The organism is Streptomyces sp. NPDC055254, assembly GCF_053606025.1.
The window spans coordinates 46,296-69,723 of record NZ_JBSGQV010000018.1 but is presented as its reverse complement, the minus strand read 5'-3'; the positions used below and the strand labels follow the sequence as shown (position 1 = coordinate 69,723).

The 23,428-nt window shown below is 72.5% G+C and carries 19 protein-coding genes, 1 tRNA gene and 1 riboswitch; of the genes, 6 read left to right on the top strand and 14 right to left on the bottom strand.

Annotated features, from left to right (window positions below; all coding sequences use genetic code 11):
* The first annotated feature begins 334 nt into the window (after positions 1-334).
* Complete coding sequence (locus ACWFQ8_RS19060) at positions 335-1,141, top strand: hypothetical protein (RefSeq protein ID WP_453787457.1); 807 nt, start codon at positions 335-337, stop codon at positions 1,139-1,141.
* Here ACWFQ8_RS19060 and ACWFQ8_RS19055 read toward each other — a convergent pair.
* Positions 1,125-1,460 (bottom strand): hypothetical protein, encoded by a 336-nt coding sequence (locus ACWFQ8_RS19055; RefSeq protein WP_453787407.1) that lies wholly within the window; start codon positions 1,458-1,460, stop codon positions 1,125-1,127. The two genes, ACWFQ8_RS19060 and ACWFQ8_RS19055, sit on opposite strands and share 17 nt — an antisense overlap.
* 102 nt (positions 1,461-1,562) lie before the next feature.
* On the opposite strand from ACWFQ8_RS19055, the gene ACWFQ8_RS19050 reads away from it, so the two are divergent.
* Positions 1,563-1,793 (top strand): DUF4287 domain-containing protein, encoded by a 231-nt coding sequence (locus ACWFQ8_RS19050; protein ID WP_453787406.1) that lies wholly within the window; start codon positions 1,563-1,565, stop codon positions 1,791-1,793.
* A 99-nt stretch (positions 1,794-1,892) separates the two neighbouring features.
* On the opposite strand, the gene ACWFQ8_RS19045 is transcribed toward ACWFQ8_RS19050, so the two are convergent.
* Entirely contained in the window at positions 1,893-2,750 is an 858-nt protein-coding gene (locus ACWFQ8_RS19045; protein ID WP_453787405.1) for a Bax inhibitor-1/YccA family protein, read from the bottom strand.
* Between the two features lie 147 nt (positions 2,751-2,897).
* Positions 2,898-2,979 (bottom strand) — tRNA-Leu (locus ACWFQ8_RS19040).
* 495 nt (positions 2,980-3,474) lie between these two features.
* Here ACWFQ8_RS19040 and ACWFQ8_RS19035 point away from each other — a divergent pair.
* Positions 3,475-4,239 carry an ABC transporter ATP-binding protein gene (locus ACWFQ8_RS19035; protein ID WP_453787456.1) on the top strand — a complete coding sequence of 255 codons (765 nt, stop codon included), beginning with the start codon at positions 3,475-3,477 and terminating at the stop codon, positions 4,237-4,239.
* A 60-nt stretch (positions 4,240-4,299) separates the two neighbouring features.
* The gene (locus tag ACWFQ8_RS19030; protein ID WP_453787404.1) at positions 4,300-6,849 is read left to right on the top strand and encodes an ABC transporter permease; all 2,550 of its coding nucleotides are present in this window, start codon (positions 4,300-4,302) and stop codon (positions 6,847-6,849) included.
* Between the two features lie 91 nt (positions 6,850-6,940).
* On the opposite strand, the gene ACWFQ8_RS19025 is transcribed toward ACWFQ8_RS19030, so the two are convergent.
* The 9 genes from ACWFQ8_RS19025 to ACWFQ8_RS18985 form a co-directional block, all read right to left on the bottom strand.
* Entirely contained in the window at positions 6,941-8,335 is a 1,395-nt protein-coding gene (locus ACWFQ8_RS19025; protein WP_453787403.1) for a class I SAM-dependent methyltransferase, read from the bottom strand.
* A 158-nt stretch (positions 8,336-8,493) separates the two neighbouring features.
* Complete coding sequence (locus ACWFQ8_RS19020; RefSeq protein WP_453787402.1) at positions 8,494-9,870, bottom strand: NAD(P)/FAD-dependent oxidoreductase; 1,377 nt, start codon at positions 9,868-9,870, stop codon at positions 8,494-8,496.
* 444 nt (positions 9,871-10,314) lie between these two features.
* The gene (locus ACWFQ8_RS19015) at positions 10,315-11,256 is read right to left on the bottom strand and encodes a Ppx/GppA phosphatase family protein (RefSeq protein WP_453787401.1); all 942 of its coding nucleotides are present in this window, start codon (positions 11,254-11,256) and stop codon (positions 10,315-10,317) included.
* On the bottom strand, positions 11,253-11,846 hold the full coding sequence (locus ACWFQ8_RS19010) for a DUF501 domain-containing protein (RefSeq protein ID WP_453787400.1): 594 nt from the start codon (positions 11,844-11,846) through the stop codon (positions 11,253-11,255). The genes ACWFQ8_RS19015 and ACWFQ8_RS19010 overlap by 4 nt, the downstream gene beginning before the upstream one ends.
* Before the next feature lie 82 nt (positions 11,847-11,928).
* On the bottom strand, positions 11,929-12,417 hold the full coding sequence (locus ACWFQ8_RS19005; protein ID WP_453787399.1) for an FtsB family cell division protein: 489 nt from the start codon (positions 12,415-12,417) through the stop codon (positions 11,929-11,931).
* Between the two features lie 105 nt (positions 12,418-12,522).
* Entirely contained in the window at positions 12,523-13,809 is a 1,287-nt protein-coding gene (eno, locus tag ACWFQ8_RS19000; protein ID WP_384535780.1) for a phosphopyruvate hydratase, read from the bottom strand.
* A gap of 274 nt (positions 13,810-14,083) precedes the next feature.
* Positions 14,084-14,794 (bottom strand): transglycosylase family protein, encoded by a 711-nt coding sequence (locus tag ACWFQ8_RS18995; RefSeq protein ID WP_453787398.1) that lies wholly within the window; start codon positions 14,792-14,794, stop codon positions 14,084-14,086.
* Positions 14,795-14,796: 2 nt separating this feature from the next.
* Positions 14,797-14,970: riboswitch (cyclic di-AMP (ydaO/yuaA leader) on the bottom strand.
* A 275-nt stretch (positions 14,971-15,245) separates the two neighbouring features.
* Positions 15,246-16,331: a transglycosylase family protein gene (locus ACWFQ8_RS18990; RefSeq protein ID WP_453787397.1), complete on the bottom strand. Its 1,086-nt coding sequence runs from the start codon at positions 16,329-16,331 to the stop codon at positions 15,246-15,248.
* A gap of 92 nt (positions 16,332-16,423) precedes the next feature.
* A complete protein-coding gene (locus tag ACWFQ8_RS18985; protein WP_453787396.1) occupies positions 16,424-17,740 on the bottom strand; it encodes a cytochrome P450 family protein in 1,317 nt (438 codons plus the stop codon).
* A gap of 121 nt (positions 17,741-17,861) precedes the next feature.
* Here ACWFQ8_RS18985 and ACWFQ8_RS18980 point away from each other — a divergent pair, with 121 nt between their 5' ends.
* Positions 17,862-19,073 (top strand): globin domain-containing protein, encoded by a 1,212-nt coding sequence (locus ACWFQ8_RS18980; RefSeq protein ID WP_453787395.1) that lies wholly within the window; start codon positions 17,862-17,864, stop codon positions 19,071-19,073.
* 18 nt (positions 19,074-19,091) lie between these two features.
* Here ACWFQ8_RS18980 and ACWFQ8_RS18975 read toward each other — a convergent pair whose 3' ends face one another.
* Positions 19,092-20,108: a nucleoside triphosphate pyrophosphohydrolase gene (locus tag ACWFQ8_RS18975; RefSeq protein WP_453787394.1), complete on the bottom strand. Its 1,017-nt coding sequence runs from the start codon at positions 20,106-20,108 to the stop codon at positions 19,092-19,094.
* A gap of 67 nt (positions 20,109-20,175) precedes the next feature.
* Positions 20,176-20,796, bottom strand: a complete 621-nt coding sequence (locus tag ACWFQ8_RS18970) for a SurA N-terminal domain-containing protein (RefSeq protein WP_453787393.1) — start codon at positions 20,794-20,796, stop codon at positions 20,176-20,178.
* 235 nt (positions 20,797-21,031) lie between these two features.
* Between ACWFQ8_RS18970 and ACWFQ8_RS18965 the strand changes: the two genes are divergently transcribed.
* Positions 21,032-23,410 (top strand): YfhO family protein, encoded by a 2,379-nt coding sequence (locus tag ACWFQ8_RS18965; RefSeq protein ID WP_453787392.1) that lies wholly within the window; start codon positions 21,032-21,034, stop codon positions 23,408-23,410.
* Positions 23,411-23,428 lie beyond the last annotated feature (18 nt).

Sequence of the window (23,428 nt, the reverse complement as noted above, 5' to 3'; positions counted from 1 at the left end):
GACCAAGGTCATCAGGCGGCTGAGCTGAGCCGTAGCGGCGGCTGAGCCGAGCCGTTGCCAGGCGCCGCAAGGGATCCGGGTGGGTGCCTTGCGGCGTACTGACGCCGAATCCAATCCGGTCGCGGCCGACCTGTGACCGAATCTCCCCCAGGATGTGACCTATCTCCTGGGGGATCGGCATATCTGCAGGTCAGAGGTTATTCGTCGCGCTCGGGTGTGACCAAAGACCTGTCCAATTCGTGACGTAATGCACTGCACGCCATTCCCAGGTCGGGACACTCTGATGTAGGAAGTCGGGGGATCGAATCACATCAGGAGTTAGTCAGTGAGCGCCATGTCTCTTGCCCTACTGCTGACCACGGCCGCTGCCACGACCGTGGGCGCTGCTGCGCTGCACGCCGTCCACGGTCTGCGCAAGCAGGTCACCGCCCTGCGCGGGGAGCTGGCGGTGTCGGCCCACCCCCGCGGTGCGACCGTTCCGCACGCCCGCCACGCAGTGGAGTCCCCCGCGGCGGAGATACGAGCCGCCGTGGCCGAGGCCCTCGCCGAGGAGCGCGAGCGCGAGCTGGCCGAGGCGCGTGCCTTCTGGGCCGCGCAGGAGGCCCGTGACGCCGCGGACGCGCCGTCGCTGCTGGGCGGACTGCCCGGGCTCGGCGAGGACGCCCCGGTCTTCCTGCCCCGGCAGGCGGACCTGGTCGGCCTGGAGCCGCTCCTGGGCGAGGAGCTGGCCGACGAGTACCCCGAGGACTCTGCCGAGCTGGCCGCCGCCCGCCGGCGCCACCCTTCGCACCCGGACTTCGTACCGGTCCAGGCCTCGCACCCCGGCGCCGACCACGAGCGCACGGTGAGCCGTCTGGAGGAGCTCGCGGAGGCCCGTACGGCCCTCGCCGACGTCCGCCCGGGCCCGCTGGGCACGCTCGACGTGTACGTCTTCACCGACGGCACCACGCTGTGCATGACCCCGGGCCACCGGGAGACCGCGGAGCGTCTGGCCGAGGCCCTGCGCTCGGGCACCGCGCCCGTCCTGCTGGGCGGCTCGGGCATCTCCGGCGCCTACGCGCTGACCTTCTCGTGCGGTGGCTCCGAGGACCCCGACAACAACGTCTACATCCTCGCGGACCGCGTCATCGCATCGCTCTGACTTCCGCCTGCTCCACCAGCCGCACGGCCTCGTCCAGCATCACGGACGGGGCCTTCGCGCCGTCCGGGGCGGCGTGTTCGCGCAGTGCCTCCGCGAGGTCGGTCCCGGCCACCTGGAGCTGGTCCCCGACGACGAAGATCCCCGCGTCCGGGAGCTCCCGGACCGGTCCCCCTTCGAGGCGCTGCGCCCGCGCCGCGAGGTCGCGGGCCAGTTCCAGCGCCGCGGCCGCCGCGCCCCGCGCCAGGCGGCTCTGCGGGGCCGCCCTCAGCCGGTCGGCGAAGCGTTCCACGACGGCGTTCAGGGGTGAGGTATCGAGCACGCGGCCGACCTTACGCGGCGTGCGGGCACCATTGCCAACGGGCGAACCCTCGGGCACGGTGGCGTGGAGAGAGAACAGCCGGCGACACCTCCGGAGGCGCCCATGTCCGTAGAGTTCTCCGAGCAGACCCACCGCAACATGATCGACAGAATCCCCCGGGCCACGGGCCGCGAGCTCTCCGACTGGCTGCGCACCGTCGACGAGGGCCCCTCCCTGCTCCGCTTCGAGGAGAAGGTGAGCTGGCTCCTCGGCGCGCACGAGCTGTCGTACGGCCAGGCCAAGGCGATCATCCACGAGTACGACCTGCGCAGGGCCGCGCGCCGCTTCGGCTGAGCCCCGCGTCCCTTGCGGAACGCGGGAAGGCCCCGCGAGCGGTGTGCTCGCGGGGCCTTCCCCGTGCTGGGTGCGGATCGGCCCGGGGGGCCGGTCCGGCTAGTCGTCGCCCGAGAGGATCTGGAAGATGCGCAGCATCTCGATGTAGATCCAGACCAGGGTCGTGGTGAGGCCGAAGGCGGCGAGCCAGGCCTCCTCGCGCGGGGCGCCGTAGGCCACGCCGTCCTCGACCTGCTTGAAGTCCAGGGCGAGGAAGCAGGCGCCGAGGATCACACCGAGGGCGCCGAACAGCAGGCCGAGGCCGCCGCTGCGGAAGCCCAGACCGTCGCCGCCGGCGAAGACGGAGAAGAGCAGGTTCGTCAGCATGAGCAGCATGAAGCCGAGGGCCGCCGCCATGACGAAGCCGGTGAACCGGCGGGTGACGCGGATCCAGCGCATCTTGTACGCGAAGAGCACGGCGGCGAAGACGCACATCGTGCCCATCACGGCCTGGATGACCACGCCGGGGCCCGTGTAGGTGCTCACGGCCGCGCTGATCACGCCGAGGAAGACACCCTCGAAGGCCGCGTAGGCCAGGATCAGACCGGGCGAGGCCTTGCTCTTGAACGACTGGATCATCGCGAAGACGAACGCGACGAGCATCGCGCCGATGGCGATGGCGTACGACGTGCCGAGATTGGCGGGGTCGACCGGCAGCGCGATCCAGGCGAGGGTCGCGGTCGCGACGAGCGTGCCGAGCGTCATGGCCGTACGGCTCACGACGTCGTCCATGGTCATCGCGTTGGTGTGCGCCGGCGCCTGCGGCATGCCCGTCGCCGGGTCGGTCGCGTACGGGTTGGTCGCGTACGGGTTGGTCGCCGCCCCGGCCTGCTGGTGCTGCTGCGCGTCAAAGCCCGCGTAGCCACCGTTGTCGCGGCTGAACCCCCGTCGCGAGAAGACCGGGTTACTGCTCCTCATCTCACTCCTCCGTGGCCACCGAGCGCGGCCTTGCAACAAGAGTAATGCGCTCGCAAAGAAAGCACCCTACTGCTGGAGGAGGATCTTAGGAGAAGGAGTGGCGAAGCGCAGGGGGATAAGGAGGGGAACACCTGCGGAGCTGCGGAGTACCCGGAACCGGACTCGAACCGGCACGGCCCGAAGGCCAGCGAGGTTTAAGCTCGCCGTGTCTGCATTCCACCATCCGGGCAAGGCATGCGGCCCCCGCGGGAAAATCCCTGAACGCCGGGGTCGAGCCTATCCGGATCGATTGGGCGGCCAGCGGGCCGCGTATGCGATGTTGTCTTATTTTATTGGCGCTTGAGGGTGCGTCAGACCCGAGAACGCGCGGTCGGCCCCTTCTGGACGGCAATCGGCGCCTGGTCGGGAATGACGGGATTTCGATGGCCCGCGCCACCCTCGCGCCACCCCGCCCGCCACCCCCGCAACCGGCGCGGACCCCCGGCCTCCCGCGCCCCGCCGTCCCCCGATCGGCCCGCGCCCGCCCGTCCGGCGTCCCCCGGTTGTCGGGGTACATGTCATACCAGAGGAGGAGGCCGAGGCCGCCGCGGTCAGCCTCCAGTGGGCCGGAGAACGGTCACCGCGGCTGATCCGGGGCGGGGGTGGCCGCGTCGAGGATGGAGGGGTCCCCGCAGATCACGGACCCAGCCGGTCCGCCGCCCAAGGAGTCGCCCCCGTGACCACCATGAACTACGCCCCGCACACCGCCCAGGCCGTGGCCGCGCGCGCCTCCGGGCTCTCCAAGGTGTACGGCCAGGGCGAGACCCAGGTGGTCGCTCTGAACAAGGTCTCCGTGGACTTCGCCCAGGGCCGGTTCACCGCGATCATGGGCCCCTCGGGCTCCGGCAAGTCCACGCTGATGCACTGCGTCGCGGGACTCGACACCTTCTCCGAAGGCTCCGTCCGGATCGGTGACACCGAGCTGGGCACCCTCAAGGACAAGCAGCTCACGCAGCTGCGCCGGGACAAGATCGGTTTCATCTTCCAGGCCTTCAACCTGCTGCCGACCCTGACGGCCCTGGAGAACATCACGCTCCCGATGGACATCGCCGGCCGCAAGCCCGACCAGCAGTGGCTGGACACCGTGGTCCGCATGGTCGGCCTCTCCGACCGCCTCACCCACCGTCCCACCCAGCTCTCCGGCGGCCAGCAGCAGCGCGTGGCGGTCGCCCGCGCCCTGGCCTCCCGACCGGAGATCATCTTCGGCGACGAGCCCACCGGCAACCTGGACTCCCGCTCCGGCGCCGAGGTCCTGGGCTTCCTGCGCAACTCGGTGCGCGAGCTGGGCCAGACCGTCGTCATGGTCACCCACGACCCGGTCGCCGCGTCCTACGCCGACCGCGTCATCTTCCTGGCCGACGGCGAGATCGTCGACGAGATGCTCAGCCCCACCGCCGACGGGGTGCTGGACCGCATGAAGGCCTTCGACGCCAAGGGCCGTACGAGCTGACCCGGGGCCGGCCGCCCCCGAAGCCCTCCGCCAGACCTCCAGCCCCAGGACTGAGATCCCATGTTCCGTACCGCCCTGCGCAACGTCCTCGCGCACAAGGCCCGACTGTTGATGACGGTGCTCGCCGTCACCCTCGGCGTCGCCTTCGTCTCCGGCACCCTCGTCTTCACCGACACCCTCCACAAGGCCCTCTCCGGCCAGTCCGCCAAGAGCTTCGACGGCGTCGCCGTCTCCGTCACCTCGTACGGCCAGACCCGCACCGAGGACGGCCAGAAGGAGGGCGAGCCCGGCATCGGCCAGCGGACCCTCGACAAGGTCAAGGCCGTCAAGGGCGTCGACGTCGTCTCGGGCCGGGTCTCCGGCTTCGCCGGCGTGGGCGACGAGAACGGCAAGCTGATCGGCTCCGGCTGGGCCAACAAGGGCTCGAACTTCGCCCCCGTCAAGGACGGCAAGGACCCGCGCTACACCTTCACCGACGGCGCCGGCCCGGCCAAGGCCGACCAGGTAGCCCTCGACCGGGCGACCGCGACGCAGGGCAAGTACAAGGTCGGCGACACGGTCCGCGTCGCCACCAACGGACCGGTCAAGGAGTACGCCCTCACCGGCGTCTTCACCACCGAGGACGGCGCCGTCAACGCGGGCGGCAGCCTCGTCCTGTTCGACACCGCCGCCGCCCAGCAGCTCTACCTCCAGCCCGGCTTCTACCAGGAGCTCTCGGTCAGCGCCGTGAAGGGCGCCTCCGCCGACCAGCTGCTCGCCGACATCAAGCCGCTGGTCGACTCCAAGACCACCAAGGCCCAGACCGGCGCCGACCTCGCCGCCGAGCAGGCCAAGTTCATCGAGCGGGAGATGAGCGGCTTCAGCACGGCGCTGCTGATCTTCGCGGGCATCTCCCTGTTCGTCGGCGTCTTCCTGATCTACAACACCTTCACCATGCTGGTCGCCCAGCGCACCAAGGAGCTGGCCCTGCTGCGCGCCGTCGGCGCCAAGCGCGCCCAGGTCATGCGCTCGGTACTGGCCGAGGCCGGCCTCGTCGGCCTCGTCTCCGCCACCATCGGTCTGGTCAGCGGCATCGGCCTGGCCGTGGGCATGCGCGTCCTGATGGACTCCCTGGGCGCCAAGATCCCCGCCGGTGACCTCGTCATCGCCCCGGCGACGATCGTCTCCGCCCTGATCGTCGGCGTGGTCGTCACCGTCCTCGCCGCGCTGGTCCCCGCCTGGCGGACCGGCCGGATCCCCCCGGTCGCCGCCATGGGCAGCGCCCACCTGCCGGCCAGCGCGAAGTCCCTGGTGCTGCGCAACGTCTTCGGCATCCTGCTCGGGGCGGCCGGCCTCGGCATCACCTTCCTCGGCGTCTCCATGGCCAGTGACGGCCGCTACGTGGTGGCCGCCGGCGGCTTCTTCCTGATGCTCGCCCTGATCGTGCTGCTCCCGCTGCTGTCCCGGCCGGTCATCGCCGCCGTCCGCCCCGTACTGGAGCGCGTCTTCGGCGTCCCGGGCAAGCTCGCCGCGCAGAACGCGGTCCGCAACCCGCGCCGCACCGCCGTCACCGCCGCCTCGCTGGCCATCGGCCTGACCCTGGTCACCGCGATGTCGGTGCTCGGCATCACCATGGGCAAGGCCGTGGACCGGATGAGCACGGACAAGCTCAAGGCCGACTACAAGGTCTCCATGTCCGGCGGCATCGGCGGCCTCGACGCCTCCGTGGCCGAGACCCTGGCCAAGGCCCCCGGCATCGAGGCGGTCTCCCCGCAGACGGCCGGCTACGTCACGGTCGGCGAGGACTTCCGCTCGGTCTCGGGCGTCAACCCGGCGGCCATCGGCGACATGCTGAACATCCAGGTCGTCGGCGGCAGCCTCGACAGCCTGGCCCGCGGCGAGATCGCGGTGGCCGAGAAGACCGCGAAGTCGCAGAACCTGTCGGTGGGCTCCACCCTCCCGGTCCAGTACGACGACGGCACCAAGGGCGAGCTGAAGGTCGGCGCCGTCTACAAGGAGCTGGAGGGGCTGCTGTCCCCGTACGTCATGGACGACAAGGTGCTGCGCGCCCACAGCGAGGACCCCTACGTCCCCGAGGTGTACGTCAACACCACCGGCAGTGACTCGAAGGCGGGCCAGGCGGCGGTCATCGACGCCCTGGGCAAGAACCCGGCGATCACCGTCGCCACCCGGCAGGACATCCGCAACGAGATGGGCGGCATGATCAACATGTCGCTGAACATCATGTACGGCCTGCTCAGCATGGCACTGATCATCTCGGTGCTCGGCGTCGTCAACACCCTGGCGATGTCCGTCTTCGAGCGGACCCAGGAGATCGGCATGCTGCGCGCGGTCGGCCTCGACCGGGGTCGGGTGAAGAACATGATCCGCCTGGAATCCGTGGTGATCTCGCTCTTCGGCGCGGTGCTCGGCGTCGCGATCGGCGTCTTCCTCGCCTGGGCCGGCGGCACCACCTTCAGCAAGTCGGTCCCCGGCTACGAACTGATCCTCCCGTACGACCGGATCGGCGTCTTCCTCCTGTCCGCCGCCCTGGTCGGTGTCCTGGCCGCCATGTGGCCGGCCCGCAGCGCCGCCCGGCTGAACATGCTGACGGCCATCAAGACCGAATAGCGGCGACGGCGCCGTGACGCGGAAGGGCCCCGGGGCGACGCGCCCCCGGGGCCCTTCCGCCTTCCCCCCGGCCCGGGGACCGGGCGGGGGGCTAACCGCCCCAGGTCCGCAGCCGCAGCGGCAGTCCGGCGTCCCCGCCCGCCCCGGCCCTCACCGCGAGCACCTGGTTGACGCCGAGCCGGCCCCGTTCGAAGCCGAGCGCCGAGGCGGCCATGTACAGCCGCCAGACCCGGGCCCGACCGGGTGAGGTCAGCCGGACCGCCTCCTCCCAGTGGGCCTCCAGCCGCGCCACCCACGCCCGCAGGGTCAGCGCGTAGTGCTCGCGCAGCGCCTCCACGTCGCGCACCTCGAAACCGGCCCGCTCCAGCTCGCCGACGGTGCTGCCGAGCGGCGAGAGCTCCCCGTCGGGGAAGACGTAGGCGTCGATGAACTCGTTGATGCGGTACGCCCCCTCGTCCGACTCGGGCCGGCGGGCGATCTGGTGGTTGAGCAGTCGCCCGCCGGGCCGCAGCAGGCCGTGCAGGGTCCGGGCGTACTCGCGGTAGCGGTCGGCACCGACGTGTTCAGCCATCCCGATGGACGAAACGGCGTCGTACGGCCCGTCCATGACGTCCCGGTAGTCCTGGATCCGGATCTCGACCAGCTCGGCCAGGCCCTCCTGCGCGACCCGCTTGCGGGCGTACGCGGCCTGCTCCCGCGAGAGGGTGACCCCGGTGACGCGGACGCCGTGTTCCCGGGCCGCGTGCAGCGCCATGGAACCCCAGCCGCAGCCGACGTCCAAGAGCCGCTCACCGGGTCCCAATGCGAGTTTGCGGCAGACCAGTTCGAGCTTGTCCCACTGGGCCTCCTCCAGCGTGGAGCCCGGGGTCCAGTAGGCGCAGGAGTACACCATCGAGGGGCCCAGCACCCGCTCGTAGAAGTCGTTGCCGACGTCGTAGTGGTGGCTGACGGCCTGTCGGTCGCGGTCCTTGGAGTGCCGGGTGCCGCCGCGCCGGACGGCCTCCTCCCGCGGCGGCGCGGGCGCCCGCCACGGCCGGGCCAGGGCGACCAGCTCCCGCACGGCGGCCCGTGCCCGCGGATCGGCCAGCAGCGGGACCGGCGGGCCCGAGGGCGGGTCCGGCGGCGGGTGCGCCCCGGCGCCGGGGCGAAGGACGGGCCGCAGGGCGGGCCGCCGCCCGCGGCGGCCGGGCCCCGGGCCGGGCGGCGCGGGGTCCGGCTCCCGGGCCCACAGCAGACCCCCCACCCGGTCCAGCAGTTCGAACAGATCGCCCTCCACGGTGAGGTCGCCCGCCACCCAGGCGCGGGCCAGCCCCATCTCGCCCGGCTTCCACAGCAGCCGGCGCAGGGCGCGGCGGTTGCGGATGACGAGCACCGGCCCGCCGGGCGGGCCCGCCTCGCTGCCGTCCCAGGTCCGGATGCGGACGGGCAGCGGTGCGCGCAGCAGGGTCTCGGCGACAACGGCCAGCCGCGGCGCGGCGTCGGTCATGGCGTACCTCCACGAAGGTTCCGACCAAGCGGTCTACCCATCCCGGCCCCCGGGTACGCCGAAGGGGCCGCCCGCACCACGGATGGCGGGCAGCCCCTTCGGGGACGTGCTGGGTCCTGCTCGGTCGCACCCGGTCCGCCGCTACGGGCGGACCCGGTTCAGGAGGCCTTGGCCTTCTGGGCCGGCGCGGCCGGGGCCGGCGCGGGCTTGGCGGCCTCGTAGAACTCCTCGCGCGGGGTTTCGAGCGCCCCGAGGGAGACGACCTCGCGCTTGAGGAACATGCCGAGGGTCCAGTCGGCGAAGACGCGGATCTTGCGGTTCCAGGTCGGCATGGCCATGCCGTGGTAGCCGCGGTGCATGTACCAGGCGAGCCGGCCCTTGAGCTTGATCTTCATCCCGCCCATGACGATCATCGCGACGCCCTTGTGGAGGCCGAGGCCCGCCACCGCACCCTTGTTGGAGTGGGCGTACTCGGCCTGCGGGAAGCCCCGCATGCCGGAGATGACGTTGTCGCCGAGGACCTTGGCCTGGCGCAGCGCGTGCTGGGCGTTCGGCGGGCACCAGGCGTTCTCCACGCCGGCCTTGCGGGCGGCGAGGTCCGGCACCTGGGCGTTGTCGCCGGCGGTCCAGATGTAGTCCGTGCCCTTGACCTGGAGGGTCGGCTCGGCGTCCACGTGACCGCGCGGGCCCAGCGGCAGGCCGTAGCGGGCCAGCACCGGGTTCGGCTTGACGCCGGCGGTCCAGACGATGGTGCTGGAGTCGACCTCCAGGCCGTTCTTGAGCACCACGTGGCCGTCCACGCAGGAGTCCATGGAGGTGTTGAGGTAGATCTCGATGCCGCGGGACTCGAGGTGCTCCTTGCCCCAGGTGCCCAGCTTGGGCCCGACCTCGGGAAGGATCTTGTCGGCCGCGTCGACCAGGATGAAGCGCATGTCCTCGCGCTTGATGCTGGAGTAGTACTTCGCGGCGTCGCGGGCCATGTCCTCGACCTCGCCGATGGTCTCCGCGCCGGCGAAGCCGCCGCCGACGAAGACGAAGGTGAGGGCCTTGCGGCGGACGTCCTCGTCCGTCGTGGACTCGGCCTTGTCGAGCTGTTCGAGGACGTGGTTGCGCAGGCCGATGCCCTCTTCGACGCCCTTCATACCGATGCCCTGTTCGGCGAGGCCGGGGATCGGGAAGGTGCGGGAGACGGCGCCGAGCGCGATCACCAGGTAGTCGAAGGGCAGCTCGTACGCCTCGCCGACCAGCGGCGTGACGACGGCGACCTTGCGGTCCTGGTCGATGCTGGTGACCCGGCCGGTGAGAACCTCAGCCTTGGGCAGCACGCGTCGCAGCGGGACGACGACGTGCCGAGGCGAGATGCTGCCTGCGGCCACTTCGGGGAGGAAGGGCTGGTAGGTCATGTACGAGCGCGGGTCGACGACCGTGACGGTCGCCTCGCCGTAACGCATCTTCTTCATGATGCGCTTGGCTGCGTACAGGCCTACGTACCCACCTCCTACAACGAGGATCCTGGGACGCTCCGTGGTGCTCATGAGAACGAGTATCCAGCACCCTCAGGGGTGACGCTCGTGAGCCCCTTCACAAGGACCTGAGGGCCCTCTGCTACACTCCGCCGCCCACGTGACCCAGGTCATGGCGCACCACGGGAACCACGGTGTAACGGGAGTCGTTGTAAACCCGTCCTGAACTGGCCCGTAAGCCCGTAAGTGGAGTGGACCACCGGCTTTCGTCCATACCTCCGACACGGAACCCACAGCGTCCGGCAATCGCACGAACGCGCGAGGAATCGGGCCGGAACGCCCCGGGGAGGCCCCCAAGGACCTCCCCGGTGGCCCATCAGGCCTTTTTTCCTTGTGAAGAACTTCACGAACTTCGTGTGGATCACCCGGTCCAGAGGTCCCGAAGGGGCCCTTCCGGACGCCCTCGGGGCCCCGTACGAGCCCTCCCGGACCGCTGCGGAGCCCTGCGGGACGGCCTCAGGCGATCGACCAGGCGATGCCGTCCAGGATGTCGTGCTCGGACACCACGACCTCCTCGGCCCCGATGCGTTCCATGATCGCCAGGAGGACGAGGGCGCCGGCGCCGATCACGTCCACCCGGCCCGGGTGCATCACCGGGATCGCCGCGCGCTCGGCGTGTGTCAGCGTCAGCATCCGCTCGCTGATCTCCCGGACCTTCCCGTAGGAGATCCGGGAGTGGTGGATGGCCGCGGAGTCGTACGCCGACAGCCCGAGCGCGATCGCGGCCACCGTGGTCACCGAGCCGGCGAGGCCCACCAGGGTGCGGGCCTCGCCCAGCGGAACCGTCCGCGCGGCGAGGTCCAGCGCCGCCTCGATGTCGGCCCGTACGGCGGCGACCTGCGCCTCGGTCGGCGGGTCGCTGACGACCCCGTCCACGACCAGGTGACGCTCGGTCATCCTGACGCAGCCCACATCCACGGAGCGGGCCGCCCGGACGTGCTCCTCGCCGACCACGAACTCGGTGGAGCCGCCGCCGATGTCCACCACGAGGAACGGCTTCTCCAGGTGGTCCGTGCCGGTCAGCTCCTTGGTGGCGCCGGTGAAGGAGAACTCCGCCTCCTGGTCGCCGGAGATCACCTCGGGCTCGACGCCCAGGATCTCCAGCACCCCCCGGACGAACGCGTCCCGGTTCTCGGCGTCGCGGGAGGCCGAGGTGGCCACGAAGCGCAGCCGCTCCGCGCCCAGTTCCTTGACGACGTCCGCGTACGCGCGGCAGGCGGCGAAGGTGCGCTCCAGCGCCTCGGGGGCCAACCGGCCGGTCCGGTCCACGTCCTGGCCGAGCCGCACGACGGTCATCCGCCGGTCCAGCTCGGTCATCGCGCCCGTCGCGGGGTCGCAGTCGGCGACCAGCAGGCGGATGGAGTTCGTACCGCAGTCGACGGCCGCGACCCGGGTCACTGCCCGGCGTCCGTCTGCTCGGCCGTTTCGGTCTGCTCGGCCGTTTCGGTCTTCCCGGCCGGTTCGGTCCTCTCCGCGCACGGGGTGACGCAGGCGCCCTTGGCCCACCACTCGGGCAGCATCGCGAGCGCCTCGTCGCCGAACGGGTTCACGCCCGGGCCGGCGGCCAGGGAGTGGCCGACCAGCACGTGCAGGCACTTCACCCGGTCCGGCATGCCGCCGGCGCTCGGGAAGCCCTGGAGGACCTCGATCGCGTCCCGGCGCCGGATGTAGTCCTCGTGCGCGGCCCGGTAGGCGGCGGCGAGTTCCGGGTCGTCGGCGAGCCTGGCCTGCATCTCCTTCATCACGCCGTTGGCCTCCAGCGTGCCGATCGCGGAGGCCGCGCGCGGGCACGTCAGGTAGTACAGCGTCGGGAAGGGGGTGCCGTCGGGGAGCCGCGGCGCGGTCTCCACCACGTCCGGCTGGCCGCAGGGGCAGCGGTGCGCGATGGCGCGCAGCCCGCGCGGGGGGCGGCCGAGCTGCTGCTGGAACGCCGCGATGTCCGCGTCGGTCGGCTCGGTCCGGTCGGTCTGGGGCGGGGGCGTCTGCATGCCTGGAGGAAGTCTCTTCGTTCGCGGTTCTATGACGGATGGGCGGGTGCTGCGCCGGTGCGCCGGCGGCCCCGGTACGCGGTCAGTCGCCGGGGCGGTCGGCCTTGTCGACGCCGTCCCAGACGTTCGAGTACCAGGGGCGGTCGGAGCCGGCCCGGCCGGTCCGGGGACGCTCGGCCGCGGCCGCCCCGGGGTCGGTCATGATGTAGCCGATCTCCCCCGGGCGCAGGAAGTGCAGGTGCTTGCGCGCCTGCTGTTCCGCGTAGGCGTTGTCCTGCCAGCGGGCCTTCTCGTCGCGGAGCCGTTCGAGCCGGTCCCGCGCCGTGGCGGCGTCCCGCTGCTGCTCCGCGATCTCCGAGCGCTGGGAGACGTACTGGCGCATCGGATACGCGAGGGCGACGACCAGGGTACAGAGGACGAGCACGAGGAGCGCCGCCCGGCCGGTGAGCCGGCTGCGCCTGACCTGGCGCCGCGTCTGGGAGCGGTAGACGTGCGCGGCGGTCCGCTCGCCGAGCTGCTTGAGCCTGGTCGCGGTGGAGAAGGTGGAGAACCGATCCCGGTTCCCGGCCATTGATCCCGCCTCCCCTGGTGCGCACTACGCAATACGTCCCCGCACACGGTACGGGACCGAGTGCGGGGACGTACGGAAGCCAGGCGCAGCCTTCGGTCGGAGCTGTCAGCCCTTGAAGCGCGGGAACGCGGAACGGCCCGCGTACACCGCGGCGTCGTCGAGGATCTCCTCGATGCGCAGCAGCTGGTTGTACTTGGCGACGCGGTCCGAGCGGGCCGGGGCGCCGGTCTTGATCTGACCGCAGTTCACGGCGACGGCGAGGTCGGCGATGGTGACGTCCTCGGTCTCACCGGAGCGGTGGGACATCATGCACTTGAAGCCGTTGCGCTGGGCCATCTCGACGGCGTCGAGGGTCTCGGTGAGGGAACCGATCTGGTTCACCTTCACGAGCAGGGCGTTGGCGGAGCCCTCCTCGATACCGCGGGCCAGGCGCTCCGGGTTGGTGACGAAGAGGTCGTCGCCGACGATCTGGACCTTGGCGCCCAGGCGGTCGGTGAGGGTCTTCCAGCCGGCCCAGTCGTCCTCGTACAGCGGGTCCTCGATGGAGACCATCGGGTACGCGGAGACGAGCTCCTCGTAGTACTCGGTCATCTCGGCGGCCGAGCGGGACTGGCCCTCGAACTCGTACTTGCCGTCCTTGTAGAACTCGGACGCGGCGACGTCGAGCGCGAGCGCGATGTCCTTGCCCGGGGTGTAGCCGGCCTGCTTGATGGCCTCGACGATGAGGTCGAGCGCGGCGCGGTTGGACTCCAGGTTCGGGGCGAAGCCGCCCTCGTCGCCCAGGCCGGTGGAGAGGCCCTTGGTGTGCAGGACCTTCTTGAGGGTGTGGTAGACCTCGGCACCCCAGCGCAGCGCCTCGGAGAAGGACTCCGCGCCGATCGGGGCGATCATGAACTCCTGGATGTCCACGTTGGAGTCGGCGTGCGACCCGCCGTTGAGGATGTTCATCATCGGAACGGGCAGCAGGTGCGCGTTCGGGCCGCCGAGGTAGCGGAACAGCGGGAGGTCGGAGGCCTCGGACGCGGCGTGCGCGACGGCGAGGGACACGCCGAGGATGGCGTTGGCGCCGAGCGAGCCCTTGTTGTCGGTGGCGTCCAGGTCGAACATGGCCTGGTCGATCAGGCGCTGCTCGGTGGCGTCGTAGCCGACGAGCTCCGGGCCGATCTGCTCGATGACGGCGAGGACGGCCTTCTCGACACCCTTGCCGAAGTAACGGTTGGGGTCACCGTCACGGAGCTCGATGGCCTCGAATGCACCGGTGGAGGCGCCGGACGGGACTGCAGCACGGCCGGTGCTGCCATCGTCGAGGCCCACCTCGACCTCGACCGTGGGGTTGCCTCGGGAGTCCAGGATTTCCCGGGCTACGACGACGTCGATGGACGGCACGAGCATCTCCTTCTGGGATGTGACGCTGGGTGTGCGGTGGCGTGTCGGGCCGTGGGACGGCCCTGCCGCTTAGAGCCTAACCGGCTCCGGGCACTGGGCCCGCCGACCGCCCGGGTCCTGGGACGAAAAAGGGCCCGAATACCCGCTTTTTAGGACATAAGGCTCTGTTTTTCGGGGTCCTGACGGTGCGCATGCCACCGCCCGGCGCGTGAGGGGACGCGCGCCGGGCGGTGGGGACGGACCTGCCGTGTGCTCACGGCTGCGGCTGTTGCCGCGGTGTTCAGCTGAGCTTCAGCTTCTGACCCGGGAAGATCAGATCGGCGTCCGAGACGATGTCCTTGTTCAGCTCGAAGAGCTTCTCCCAGCCGCCCGTGACGCCGTTGACCTCGGCGATGGTGCCCAGCGTGTCGCCGGCCTTGACCTCGTACGAACCGTTGCCGGTCTTCGGGGCCGCGGCGGCGGGGCGCTCGGAGCGGGTGGTGGGGGCCTCGGCGCGCTTGGTCTCCTGCTTGGGCGCGGCCTTCTGCTCGACCTTCTTCGACTCGGTCTTCTTCGACTCGGCCTTCTTCGACTCGGCCTTCGGCTTGGCCGGGGTCTCGGTGGAGCCGCCCGCGGAGGAGGAGTTCGACAGGCCCTTGCCGCAGTGCGGCCAGGCGCCCTTGCCCTGGCCCTTGAGGACCTTCTCGGCGACGGCTATCTGCTGCGACTTGGAGGCCTGGTTGGCCTGCGCGGCGTACGCCTTGCCACCGAAGGCGGCCCAGGTGGAGGACGAGAACTGGAGGCCACCGTAGTAGCCGTTGCCCGTGTTGATGGCCCAGTTGCCACCGGACTCGCACTGCGCGACGCGGTCCCACTCGGAGGCGGTGGCGGCGGTGGCGGTGCCGGCGGCCATCAGGGGTGCGGCGACGGCGACACCGGCGACGCCGGCGAGCGTGACGATACGGGCGGCCTTGTTGGCGCGGCGGTGCTTGCCCTTGCCGGAAAGCAGCATGGAGTTCTCCTCACCGACGCCTGCGAGGTGAGCTGTCGGGTTCGGGCGGATGAGTTGCCCGGCCGTGCGATCGGGTCGCACGTCTTAACCCCCAGCCGGTGGCGTGACCGTCTCTCAACGGCCGCTCCCGGCACTTACCTTGGTTCCCCCGCTCCTGCCTTCGGCGCTTGACGCGACGACTGTTCCCTCCGTCCGCCGGCAGGATTCGGCGATGCGGTCGAAGGAGCCCGCGGTGGCGAGCGATTCAGAAGGTAGACAGGTCTCTCCCCGATGTTCAACGAGCGACATCGGGGAGAAACGGGCCTACTTGCGTCCTTCCCGAACGCGTTTGCGCAGGTGAGGACGGGGTTTGCGGAAGCCCCGGGGCCGGACACGCCAGTTGACCGGAAGAGACGCATGTCTCACTTACAGAAAGCCGACAATCAGCACGTACCGGGTGCCCGAAGTGCCCCTATTTCGCGCTTAGATCCAGATTCTGGCCGGGCTTGATGAGGTCCGCGTCCTCGCCGATGACCTGCTCGTTGGCCTCGTAGAGCGCGTTCCAGCCCCCCTTGAGGCCGTTGGCGTCCGCGATGGTGGCCAGGCTGTCGCCGGCCCTCACCGTGTACGTGGGGTCCGACGCGGCGCCCGTCGTGACGGGCGTCTCGACGGCGGGCGCGCCGCGGTGCTTGCCGAGGCCCGCCGCCGGACCCGCGAGCTGGGCCGTCGGCTCCGTCGGCTCCGTCGGGGCGGACGGGGAGGCCGGAGCGCTGGGGGAGGCCGGGGCGCTCGGGGAGCCCGGGGCGCTCGGGGCGCCGGGGGCGGCCGGCGCCGTCGGGTCGGTCGCGGGCGGGGTGACCGGCGGGGTGGTGGGCGCCGTCGGGTCCACCGGGGTCGCGCCCGGTCCACCCGGGAGCACCGGGGCGGTCGGGTCCGCGGGCTGCACCGGAGCCGTGGTCGGGTCGTCCGGCGCCGGCATGACGGGCAGTCCGAAGGAGGGCGCCAGCGGGCCTTCCGGGGCGGTCGGCGACGGGCTCTCGGCCGGGGCCGGGGTCGGCGCCCCGAAGTCCGTGGGGCGCGTACCGGTCCCGGTGGTCGGCACCGCGTCGTCCGGCCGGGACGGCGTGGGGCGCACCGGCTTGGCCTCGCCCGGCAGGCCGGGGTCGACCTCCGCCGCGGGGCCCTGCTGCACCAGTCCGGCCGAGGAGGCGCACAGCGACCACGCCTGCGGTCCCTGCGCGGCGAGCACCCGCTCGGCCACGGCGATCTGCTGGGACCGGCTCGCGAGGTCGGGCCGCTCGGCGAAGTCCAGCCCACCGGCGTTGCGCCACTGGTCCTGGGTGAACTGGAGCCCGCCGTACGCGCCGCTGCCGCTGTTGGCGCTCCACGCGCCGCCGCTCTCACATTCGGCGACCTTGTCCCATGTGGAGGTGTCGGCGGCGGAGGCGCTGGTCGCCGCGAGCAGCGGCAGGGCCAGTGCGGAGCCGGTGACTCCGGCGGTGACGACCAGGGCGGGTACCTGGCGGGGGCGTCTGTGGCGGCCGTTCCCGGAACGCATGAAGGTTCACCTTTCGCATAACGGCGGGGTAACGGCAGAACCTAGCGGGCCTCGAACGTTTGTCACAAGTTTCGACGGAAACTGACTTCAAGTCAGCCGGTTTCACCCTGCTCCGGCAGCGTGAAACGGACCGGGAGCGTACGCAGTCCGCGCATGATGAGCCCCCCGCGCCAGCGCAGTTCGGACGGGTCGACGGCGAGCTCCAGGTCCGGCAGGCGCGCCAGGAGCGTGGCGAGCGCCGTCTGCCCCTCCAGCCGGGCCAGCGGCGCGCCCAGGCAGTAGTGGATGCCGTGGCCGTACCCGAGGTGCTGGTTGTCCGTCCGGGACAGGTCCAAGGTGTCCGGTTCGGCGAACCGCTCGGGGTCCCGGTCGGCGGCCGCGAGGACGACCAGGACCGGATCGCCGGCCGCGATCTCCTCGCCGCCCAGGGTGAGTTGCCGCGTGGCGAACCGCCACGTCGCCAGCTCCACCGGGCCGTCGTAGCGCAGGAGTTCCTCGACCCCCGTCTCCAGCAGGCCGCGCTCGCCGGCCGCCAGGGAGCCCTGCAGCCGCTCGCGCTGGTCCGGGTTCATGAAGAGGGAGTGGACGCCGTTCCCGATGAGGTTCACGGTCGTCTCGAAGCCGGCGAAGAGGAGGATGAAGGCCATCGCCGTGGCCTCGGCCTCCGTCAGGTGGTCGCCGTGGTCGCTCGCGCGGATCAGGTCCGAGATCAGATCATTGCCCAGATCATCCCTTTTGCGATGGATGAGCTCGCCGAGATAGGCGCGCATCTGCTTCACCGAGCGGGCCACTCCCCCGCGCGGGCCGCCGCCGTGGCGGATCATCATCCCGGCCCAGTCGCGGAAGTCGTCCTGGTCCTCGCGCGGTACGCCGAGCATCTCGCAGATGGCGTAGATGGGGAGTGGAAAGGCGAACTCGTGGATGAGGTCCGCCTCCCCCCGGCCCCCGGCCCCCGCCTCGGCGCGGACCCGCTCGACGATCGTGTCGATCAAGTGGTCGGTGAGCTCCTGCACCCTCGGCGTGAACTCGGCGACCCGGCGCGGGGTGAACGCCTTCGACACCAGCCGCCGCAGCCGCGTGTGGTCCGGCGGGTCGATGTTGAGCAGGTGCGTCATCAGCTCCGCCTTGCGCTCCCCGGGGATCCCCGTCTTGCCCTTGGCGTGCGCGGGCTCCGCGTGGTGCGCCGGGTTCTTGCTGAGCCGCTGGTCGGCGAGGGCTTGGCGGGCGTCGGCGTACCGGGTGACCAGCCAGGCCTCCACACCGCTGGGGAGCACGGTGCGGTGCACCGGGGAGTGCTCGCGCAGCCAGGCGTAGGCCGGGTAGGGATCGGTCGCGAACTCCCAGTCGAACAGGGTCGGACCCTGGGCGGAGGGGGCGTCGGCTGGCACTTCGGGGGTCTGCTCATGCACCCCGTGACCGTATCCCGGCGCTCGTGCGCGACCCCATATGGGGCGTTCGTCGCGGCTGTCCGTAGATCGGCCAGGACTTGACCTGGCGGAGTCCGGCATTCCTACTGTCGGTCCTGTGGATGTGAGGATCTTGAAAAGCAGCTTCGCGGTGGTGGAGAGACGGGCCGAGCACACGGTCAAGTTCTTCTACTCCCACCTGTTCTGGCACAACCCCGCAGTCCGTGAGCTCTTCCCGGCCTCCTTCGAGGACATGGAGCGGCAGCGGGACCGGCTCTTCGCCGCGCTCACCCACGTCATCGCCCACCTGGAGCACGAGACCCTCCTGCCCTACCTCCGGGAACTGGGCCGCGACCACCGCAAGTTCCTGGTCGCCCCCGAGCACTACGCGGCCGTGGGCGCCAGCCTGCTCGCCGCGCTCGCCGAGACCTCCGGCGAGGCCTGGACCCCGTCCGTGGAGAAGGCCTGGGCCGAGGCCTATCAAGTGATCGCCGACGCGATGACGGCCGGGGCCGCCGCCTCCGAGGACCCGCCGTGGTGGGACGCCGAGGTCGTGCGCCACCTCAGCTACGGACCGGACATAGGCGTCCTGACGCTCAGACCGCACACCCCGCTGGTCCATCTCCCGGGCCAGTACGTCAGCGTGAGCAGCGAGCGGGTGCCGCGGACCTGGCGCACGTACTCCGTCGGCAACGCCCCGCGCCCCGACCACACCCTGGACCTGCACGTCAGCCGGATCGAGGGCGGGCGGGTCAGCACCGTGCTGGTCCGCGACACGCGGCCGGGCGAGGTGCTGCGGCTCGGCGCCCCCGGTGGGCGGTTGACGTTCCGCCGCGAGGACCGCCCCGCCAGCCTCATAGCCGCCGGCACCGGCTGGGCGCCGGTCCGGGCCATGCTGGAGGACCTCGCGGAGCACCCTCCCGATCAGGACGTACGACTCTTCCTCGTCGCGCGGGACGCCGCCCACCTCTACGACCGGCCGCTCGTCGACGCGTACGCCGCCGCCTGCCCCTGGCTCGCCGTCACCTACATCACGCCCGCCCCGGGGCAGCACCGCAACCAGGCCACCGACCGGCTCGCCACGGCGCTGAGCAACCGCGGCCTGTGGCCGGACCAGGACGCCTACCTCAGCGGGCCGCCGATGTTCGTCGAGGAGACCGCCCACCTGCTGGCGGAGCTGGGCACCCCGCCCGGCCGGATCTTCCACGACGCGGTCCCCGCCGGCGGGGCCGGCCACGGCGAGGGCGGGCGCCCCCTGGGTTTCGGCGAGTGGTTCCTGAACCGGCCGGCGCCGCACTGGCACAACCCCTCGGACCGGGCCCCGCGCGCGCACTGAGCCGACCGCCGCGCGGGGCTACCCGGCGACGCCCTCGGCGGCGCGGATCGCGTCCCGGTAGGCGCGGGCCGCCGCCCGCAGCGCGGCCTCGGGGTCGATGCCCGCCTCCTCCGCGCGGGCCGCCATGGCCAGCAGCTCGTACCCGACGCCCTCGCCCCGGGGCAGGGCCACGTCCAGCCCGCCCGCACGGACCCGGCCGGCCAGCTTGGCCGCGAGCGCGAGTCCGGGCTGGCCGAGCGGAACTCCGTCGGTGACCGACGCCCGCTGCTTCTCGACCGCCTTGGTGCGCTCCCAGTGCGCGTGCACGTCCTGCGGGGTCCGGGCCTGCGCGTCGCCGAACACGTGCGGGTGCCGGTGGATCAGTTTCTCGACCAGGGCGCCGGCCACGTCGTCGATCGAGAAGGCCCCGAGGGGTCCCCCGTCGCCGTCGTCCCCGTCGTCGCCGCCGCCGTCGCCCTCCTGCGCGATCCGGGCGTGGAAGACCACCTGGAGGAGCACGTCGCCGAGCTCCTCGCGCAGTTCTTCCCGGTCGCCGGCCTCGATCGCCTCGACCAGCTCGTACGCCTCCTCGATCGCGTACTTGGCCAGCCCCCGGTGGGTCTGCTCCGAGGTCCAGGGGCACTCGCGCCGCACCCGGTCCATCACCTGGACCAGGTCGAGCAGGCGGGCCCCCGGCAGGTCGTAGGAACCGGGCAGCAACTCCAGGTCGGGCATCTCGACCCGGCCCGAACCGGCCAGCCGCGCCAGCCCGTCGGTGAGCCGCTGGTCGCCCTCGCCGCCCGGCAGCACCACGACGGTACGGCCGCCCGCGCAGGCCTCCACAAGCTCGTGCGCGTCCGGCGTCCCGTGCGCGACCTCGACGCCCGCCTCGCGCAGGTACGGCAGCTGCGGGTGGCCGGGGTCGGCGCACAGCACGCGGTCGGCGGCGTGCAGGGTCTGCCACGCGGGCCACGACAGCACCCCGGGGGCGACCCGGTGGCTGGTGGTCAGCAGGACGATGCGGCCGGTGGGCCCGGCGGGTACGTGGTCGGTCACCCTTCGAACCTACCGCGCTCCCCGGCCCCGGGGCCGGGGGGCCCCGGCGGCCCGTGACCGGCCCCCGTCAGGCCCCGGCGGGCGCCGCCTGCTCGGGCACGGTCCGCTGGGTGATCCAGGGCGTGTCCGCCGTGCCCAGACCGATCTGCTTGGCGTCCCAGGCGCCGAAGCGGGGGTTCACCTCGATGTCCAGCGCGGCGGCCGCCTCGGCGAGCGGCCCCAGGATCTTGTCCTCGCCGAAGCGGTCGCTGAGCTTGCCGAGCAGCAGCTGGAAGCGCAGCTCCTCGTCGATCTGGCCGGGCGCCAGGGGGACCCTGCTCTGCAGCGCCCGCTGCTCCAGGTCGCCCGCGCCCTCGCCCTGCTGCGCCTTGCGGGCGTCCTCGATCTCCTTGGTGCTCACCGAGATGCCGGCGTCCTCGGCCGCCCTCTCCAGCACCCGGAGCTGGATCATCTTGCCGAGCTTGACCCGCTCCAGCTGCGGGGTCGCCTGGATCAGCTGGGCTCCCTGCTCGGACCGGCCCTGCGCGGTACGGACGTCGTTCACCTGCGCCTGGAGCGCGGAGGTGGTGATGCGTTCGCCGCCGACGACGGCCGCGGTTCCGGGGCGGGCCTCGCCCGAGCAGGCGGCCAGCAGGGGGGCCGCCAGGAGCAGGGCGGCGGAGACGGAGAGCGCTGTGCGACGGTGCAAAGGAGCCTCCAGGGCCGGGAGATTGTGCGTTCTTGCACAAGGCCGTGCGGTGATCGATGGTATGCAGTCCGGGTGATCCGGGCCACCACTTCGGCCAACGATTCGCGCGGCGTCGGGGTGCGCGTCGGGCGGGCGTCGGAGCGCGCGTCGCGCGGTGCCGGGGTCCGCGCTGTTCGCGTCGCAGTTACCCCGCGGCCATCCCCCGGTCCTCCGGCGCTGCCAAGGTCGGCCCACCATGTCGACACCGCTCCGCTCGCCGCGCCGCCCGGACCGGGCCGGCCCGGCGCTCGCCGCCCTGCTCACGGCGGTGGCCGTGTGCGCCGGGGACGCCGCCGCCCGCGTCTTCCCGTACGGACCGCGCCACCGCAGCGTCAACGACCTCGGCAACCAGTTCGTGCCCTTCCACGCCCACCTGTGGGACCTCCTGCACGGCCGTGCGCGCGGCGGACTGCTGCTCAACTGGCAGTCCGGGTACGGCACGAGCTTCCTGCCGGACCTCGGGACGTACCTGACCAGCCCCTTCGCGCCGCTGGTGGGGCTCTTCCCGCGCGCGGACATCGACCTCGCCGTGTACGTCGTCACCGTGCTCAAGACGGCGGCCGCGGCCGCCGCGATGAGCCGGCTGCTGCGCACCCAGGCCCGGGGGCCGTGGTGGGCGGCCGGGTTGCTGGGGGCCTCGTACGCGCTGTGCGGCTGGTCGGTGATCGAGGCCGCCTACAACCCGATGTGGCTGGACGGGCTGATCGCCTTCCCCCTGCTGTGCCTGACCGGCGAGTGGGCGCTGCGCGGGCGCCGACTCGTGGCGGCCCCGCTGGTCGTCGCCCTGTGCTGGACGGCGAACTTCTACACCGCCTACATGGCGACGCTGGGCGCCGCGCTCGTGCTGCTGGTACGGGTGGTGCTGACGCGGGAGGGGGTGCGGGCCCGGGCGGCGGTGGTGGCGCGGGCCGCCGGGACGACCGTGCTGGGGATCGCGCTCGCGGCCCCGGTGCTGGCGCCGCTGTTCCTCAGCTCGGGACAGGCGTACCCGGGGTGGGTCCGCGAGTTCGCGCCGGTGTCCTGGGCGGACCTCTTCGCGCGGCTGCTGCCGGCGACGTACTCCTTCTCCTCCCCCGCCGTCTTCATCGGCACCGGGACGCTCCTGCTGGTGGCCGCGCTCCCCTTCCACCGGGCCGTCGCGGTGCGCACCCGGCTGTACTGGGCGGGGCTGACCCTGGCCGTGGCGCTCTCCCTCCAGTGGGCGCCGACCCACCTGGCCTGGCACCTCTTCGCGACCCCGAACGGCAGCCCGTACCGGCAGACCTTCGTCCTGGCCGGGATCGCCGTGATCGCCGCCTGGAGCGGGCTCGCGGCGGGCCCCCCGGCCCCCCGGGCGCTCGCGGCGGGGGCCGGCCTGCTGACGGCCGCGGCCCTGTGGGCGCGCGGCAGCGCCCTCGGGACGCACTGGGGGTACGCGCTGTACTGCGGCGGTCTGGTCCTGGCGGCCCTCGCCTGGTGGGCGGTGCGCCACCGGCCCGGCCCGGCGGGGCCGCGGCCCGCGGTGCGGCGGGCGGCGGCGGCTCTGCTCGCGGTGGTGCTGCTGGCCCAGGCGGCCGCCACGACGGCGCAGGGCCACCGGGGCAAACTGGGCGGCCTGGACGACTACCCGTCCTGGGGCGCGGCCCACACGGCGCGCGCCGGGTCGCTGGCGGGCGCCGCCGGCTGGCCCGCGTACCGCACCGATCCGAGCCGGCCCGCCCTGTCGGGCAACGACCCGCTGCTGCTCGGCGGGGAGGGCGGCGCGTACTACAGCAGCCACACCCCCGCGGTGTTCACGCGCACCATGGCCGCGCTCGGGGCGGGCTGGACCTCGCGCGGGCGCAACGTCCAGAGCATCGACAACCCGGTGACGGACGCCGTCTTCTCGGTCGGCGCCCGGCTGCGCCCGGACGGCGGCGTCGCCCGGGCCGAGGTGCCGCCGCTGGTGACGGTCCGCCCGCCGGGTCCGCCCGCCGGATACGGCGACTCCCCCTTCGCCAACCAGGAGCTGCTGCTGGGGGCCCGGGTGTACGAGGACCCGGTCGCGCCCGGCATCTGCCGCTCCGGCACGGAGGCCTACCTGTGGGCCCCCGAGTACAACGCGACGGCCCGGCTCGCGGACGGGCCCGCCTTCCGGCTGAACGGCAACACCCCCCGCAACCGGGCCGCCCTGCAACCCCTGGGCGTCTCGCGGGGGGCGCCGTCGGCCCTGGTCCTCGACGCGGCCCCGCCCGCCCGGTGGTCCCTGTCCTGCCTGGACCGCGACCGGCTGGCCTCGGCGGTGGCCTCCTTGCGGGCGACGGCGGCGACCTCGGTGCGGGTGGGTTCCTCGGGCGTCCGGGCCACCCTGGCGCCGGGCACCACGGGCACGGCGGTCCTCGCCGTGCCCGCGATCACCGGCTGGAGCTGCAACGGCCGTCCGGCATCGGCGTACCTGGGGCTGGTCGCCGTCCCGCTGGACGGCCGCACCACCACCGTGAGCTGTGGCTTCCGGCCGCCGGGGCTGGTCCCGGGGGCGGCCGTCGCGGCGCTCGCCGCGGCGGCGCTGCTCGCGTGGGCGCTCCGCCCGCGCGGAGCCCGCCCGCGCCGGCCCTGACGGGCGCGGGCACCGGGG

What these genes read in the sequence shown, in the direction of transcription:
- ACWFQ8_RS18965 (WP_453787392.1), top strand. Translation starts at nt 21,032, where the DNA reads ATGTCGACACCGCTCCGCTCGCCGCGCCGCCCGGACCGGGCCGGCCCG.
- ACWFQ8_RS19025 (WP_453787403.1), bottom strand. Translation starts at nt 8,335, where the DNA reads ATGACCGACGCCGCGCCGCGGCTGGCCGTTGTCGCCGAGACCCTGCTG.
- ACWFQ8_RS19045 (WP_453787405.1), bottom strand. Translation starts at nt 2,750, where the DNA reads ATGAGGAGCAGTAACCCGGTCTTCTCGCGACGGGGGTTCAGCCGCGAC.
- ACWFQ8_RS19035 (WP_453787456.1), top strand. Translation starts at nt 3,475, where the DNA reads ATGAACTACGCCCCGCACACCGCCCAGGCCGTGGCCGCGCGCGCCTCC.
- ACWFQ8_RS18995 (WP_453787398.1), bottom strand. Translation starts at nt 14,794, where the DNA reads ATGCTGCTTTCCGGCAAGGGCAAGCACCGCCGCGCCAACAAGGCCGCC.
- ACWFQ8_RS19020 (WP_453787402.1), bottom strand. Translation starts at nt 9,870, where the DNA reads ATGAGCACCACGGAGCGTCCCAGGATCCTCGTTGTAGGAGGTGGGTAC.
- ACWFQ8_RS18990 (WP_453787397.1), bottom strand. Translation starts at nt 16,331, where the DNA reads ATGCGTTCCGGGAACGGCCGCCACAGACGCCCCCGCCAGGTACCCGCC.
- ACWFQ8_RS19050 (WP_453787406.1), top strand. Translation starts at nt 1,563, where the DNA reads ATGTCCGTAGAGTTCTCCGAGCAGACCCACCGCAACATGATCGACAGA.
- ACWFQ8_RS19005 (WP_453787399.1), bottom strand. Translation starts at nt 12,417, where the DNA reads ATGGCCGGGAACCGGGATCGGTTCTCCACCTTCTCCACCGCGACCAGG.
- ACWFQ8_RS19010 (WP_453787400.1), bottom strand. Translation starts at nt 11,846, where the DNA reads ATGCAGACGCCCCCGCCCCAGACCGACCGGACCGAGCCGACCGACGCG.
- ACWFQ8_RS19030 (WP_453787404.1), top strand. Translation starts at nt 4,300, where the DNA reads ATGTTCCGTACCGCCCTGCGCAACGTCCTCGCGCACAAGGCCCGACTG.
- eno (WP_384535780.1), bottom strand. Translation starts at nt 13,809, where the DNA reads ATGCTCGTGCCGTCCATCGACGTCGTCGTAGCCCGGGAAATCCTGGAC.
- ACWFQ8_RS19060 (WP_453787457.1), top strand. Translation starts at nt 335, where the DNA reads ATGTCTCTTGCCCTACTGCTGACCACGGCCGCTGCCACGACCGTGGGC.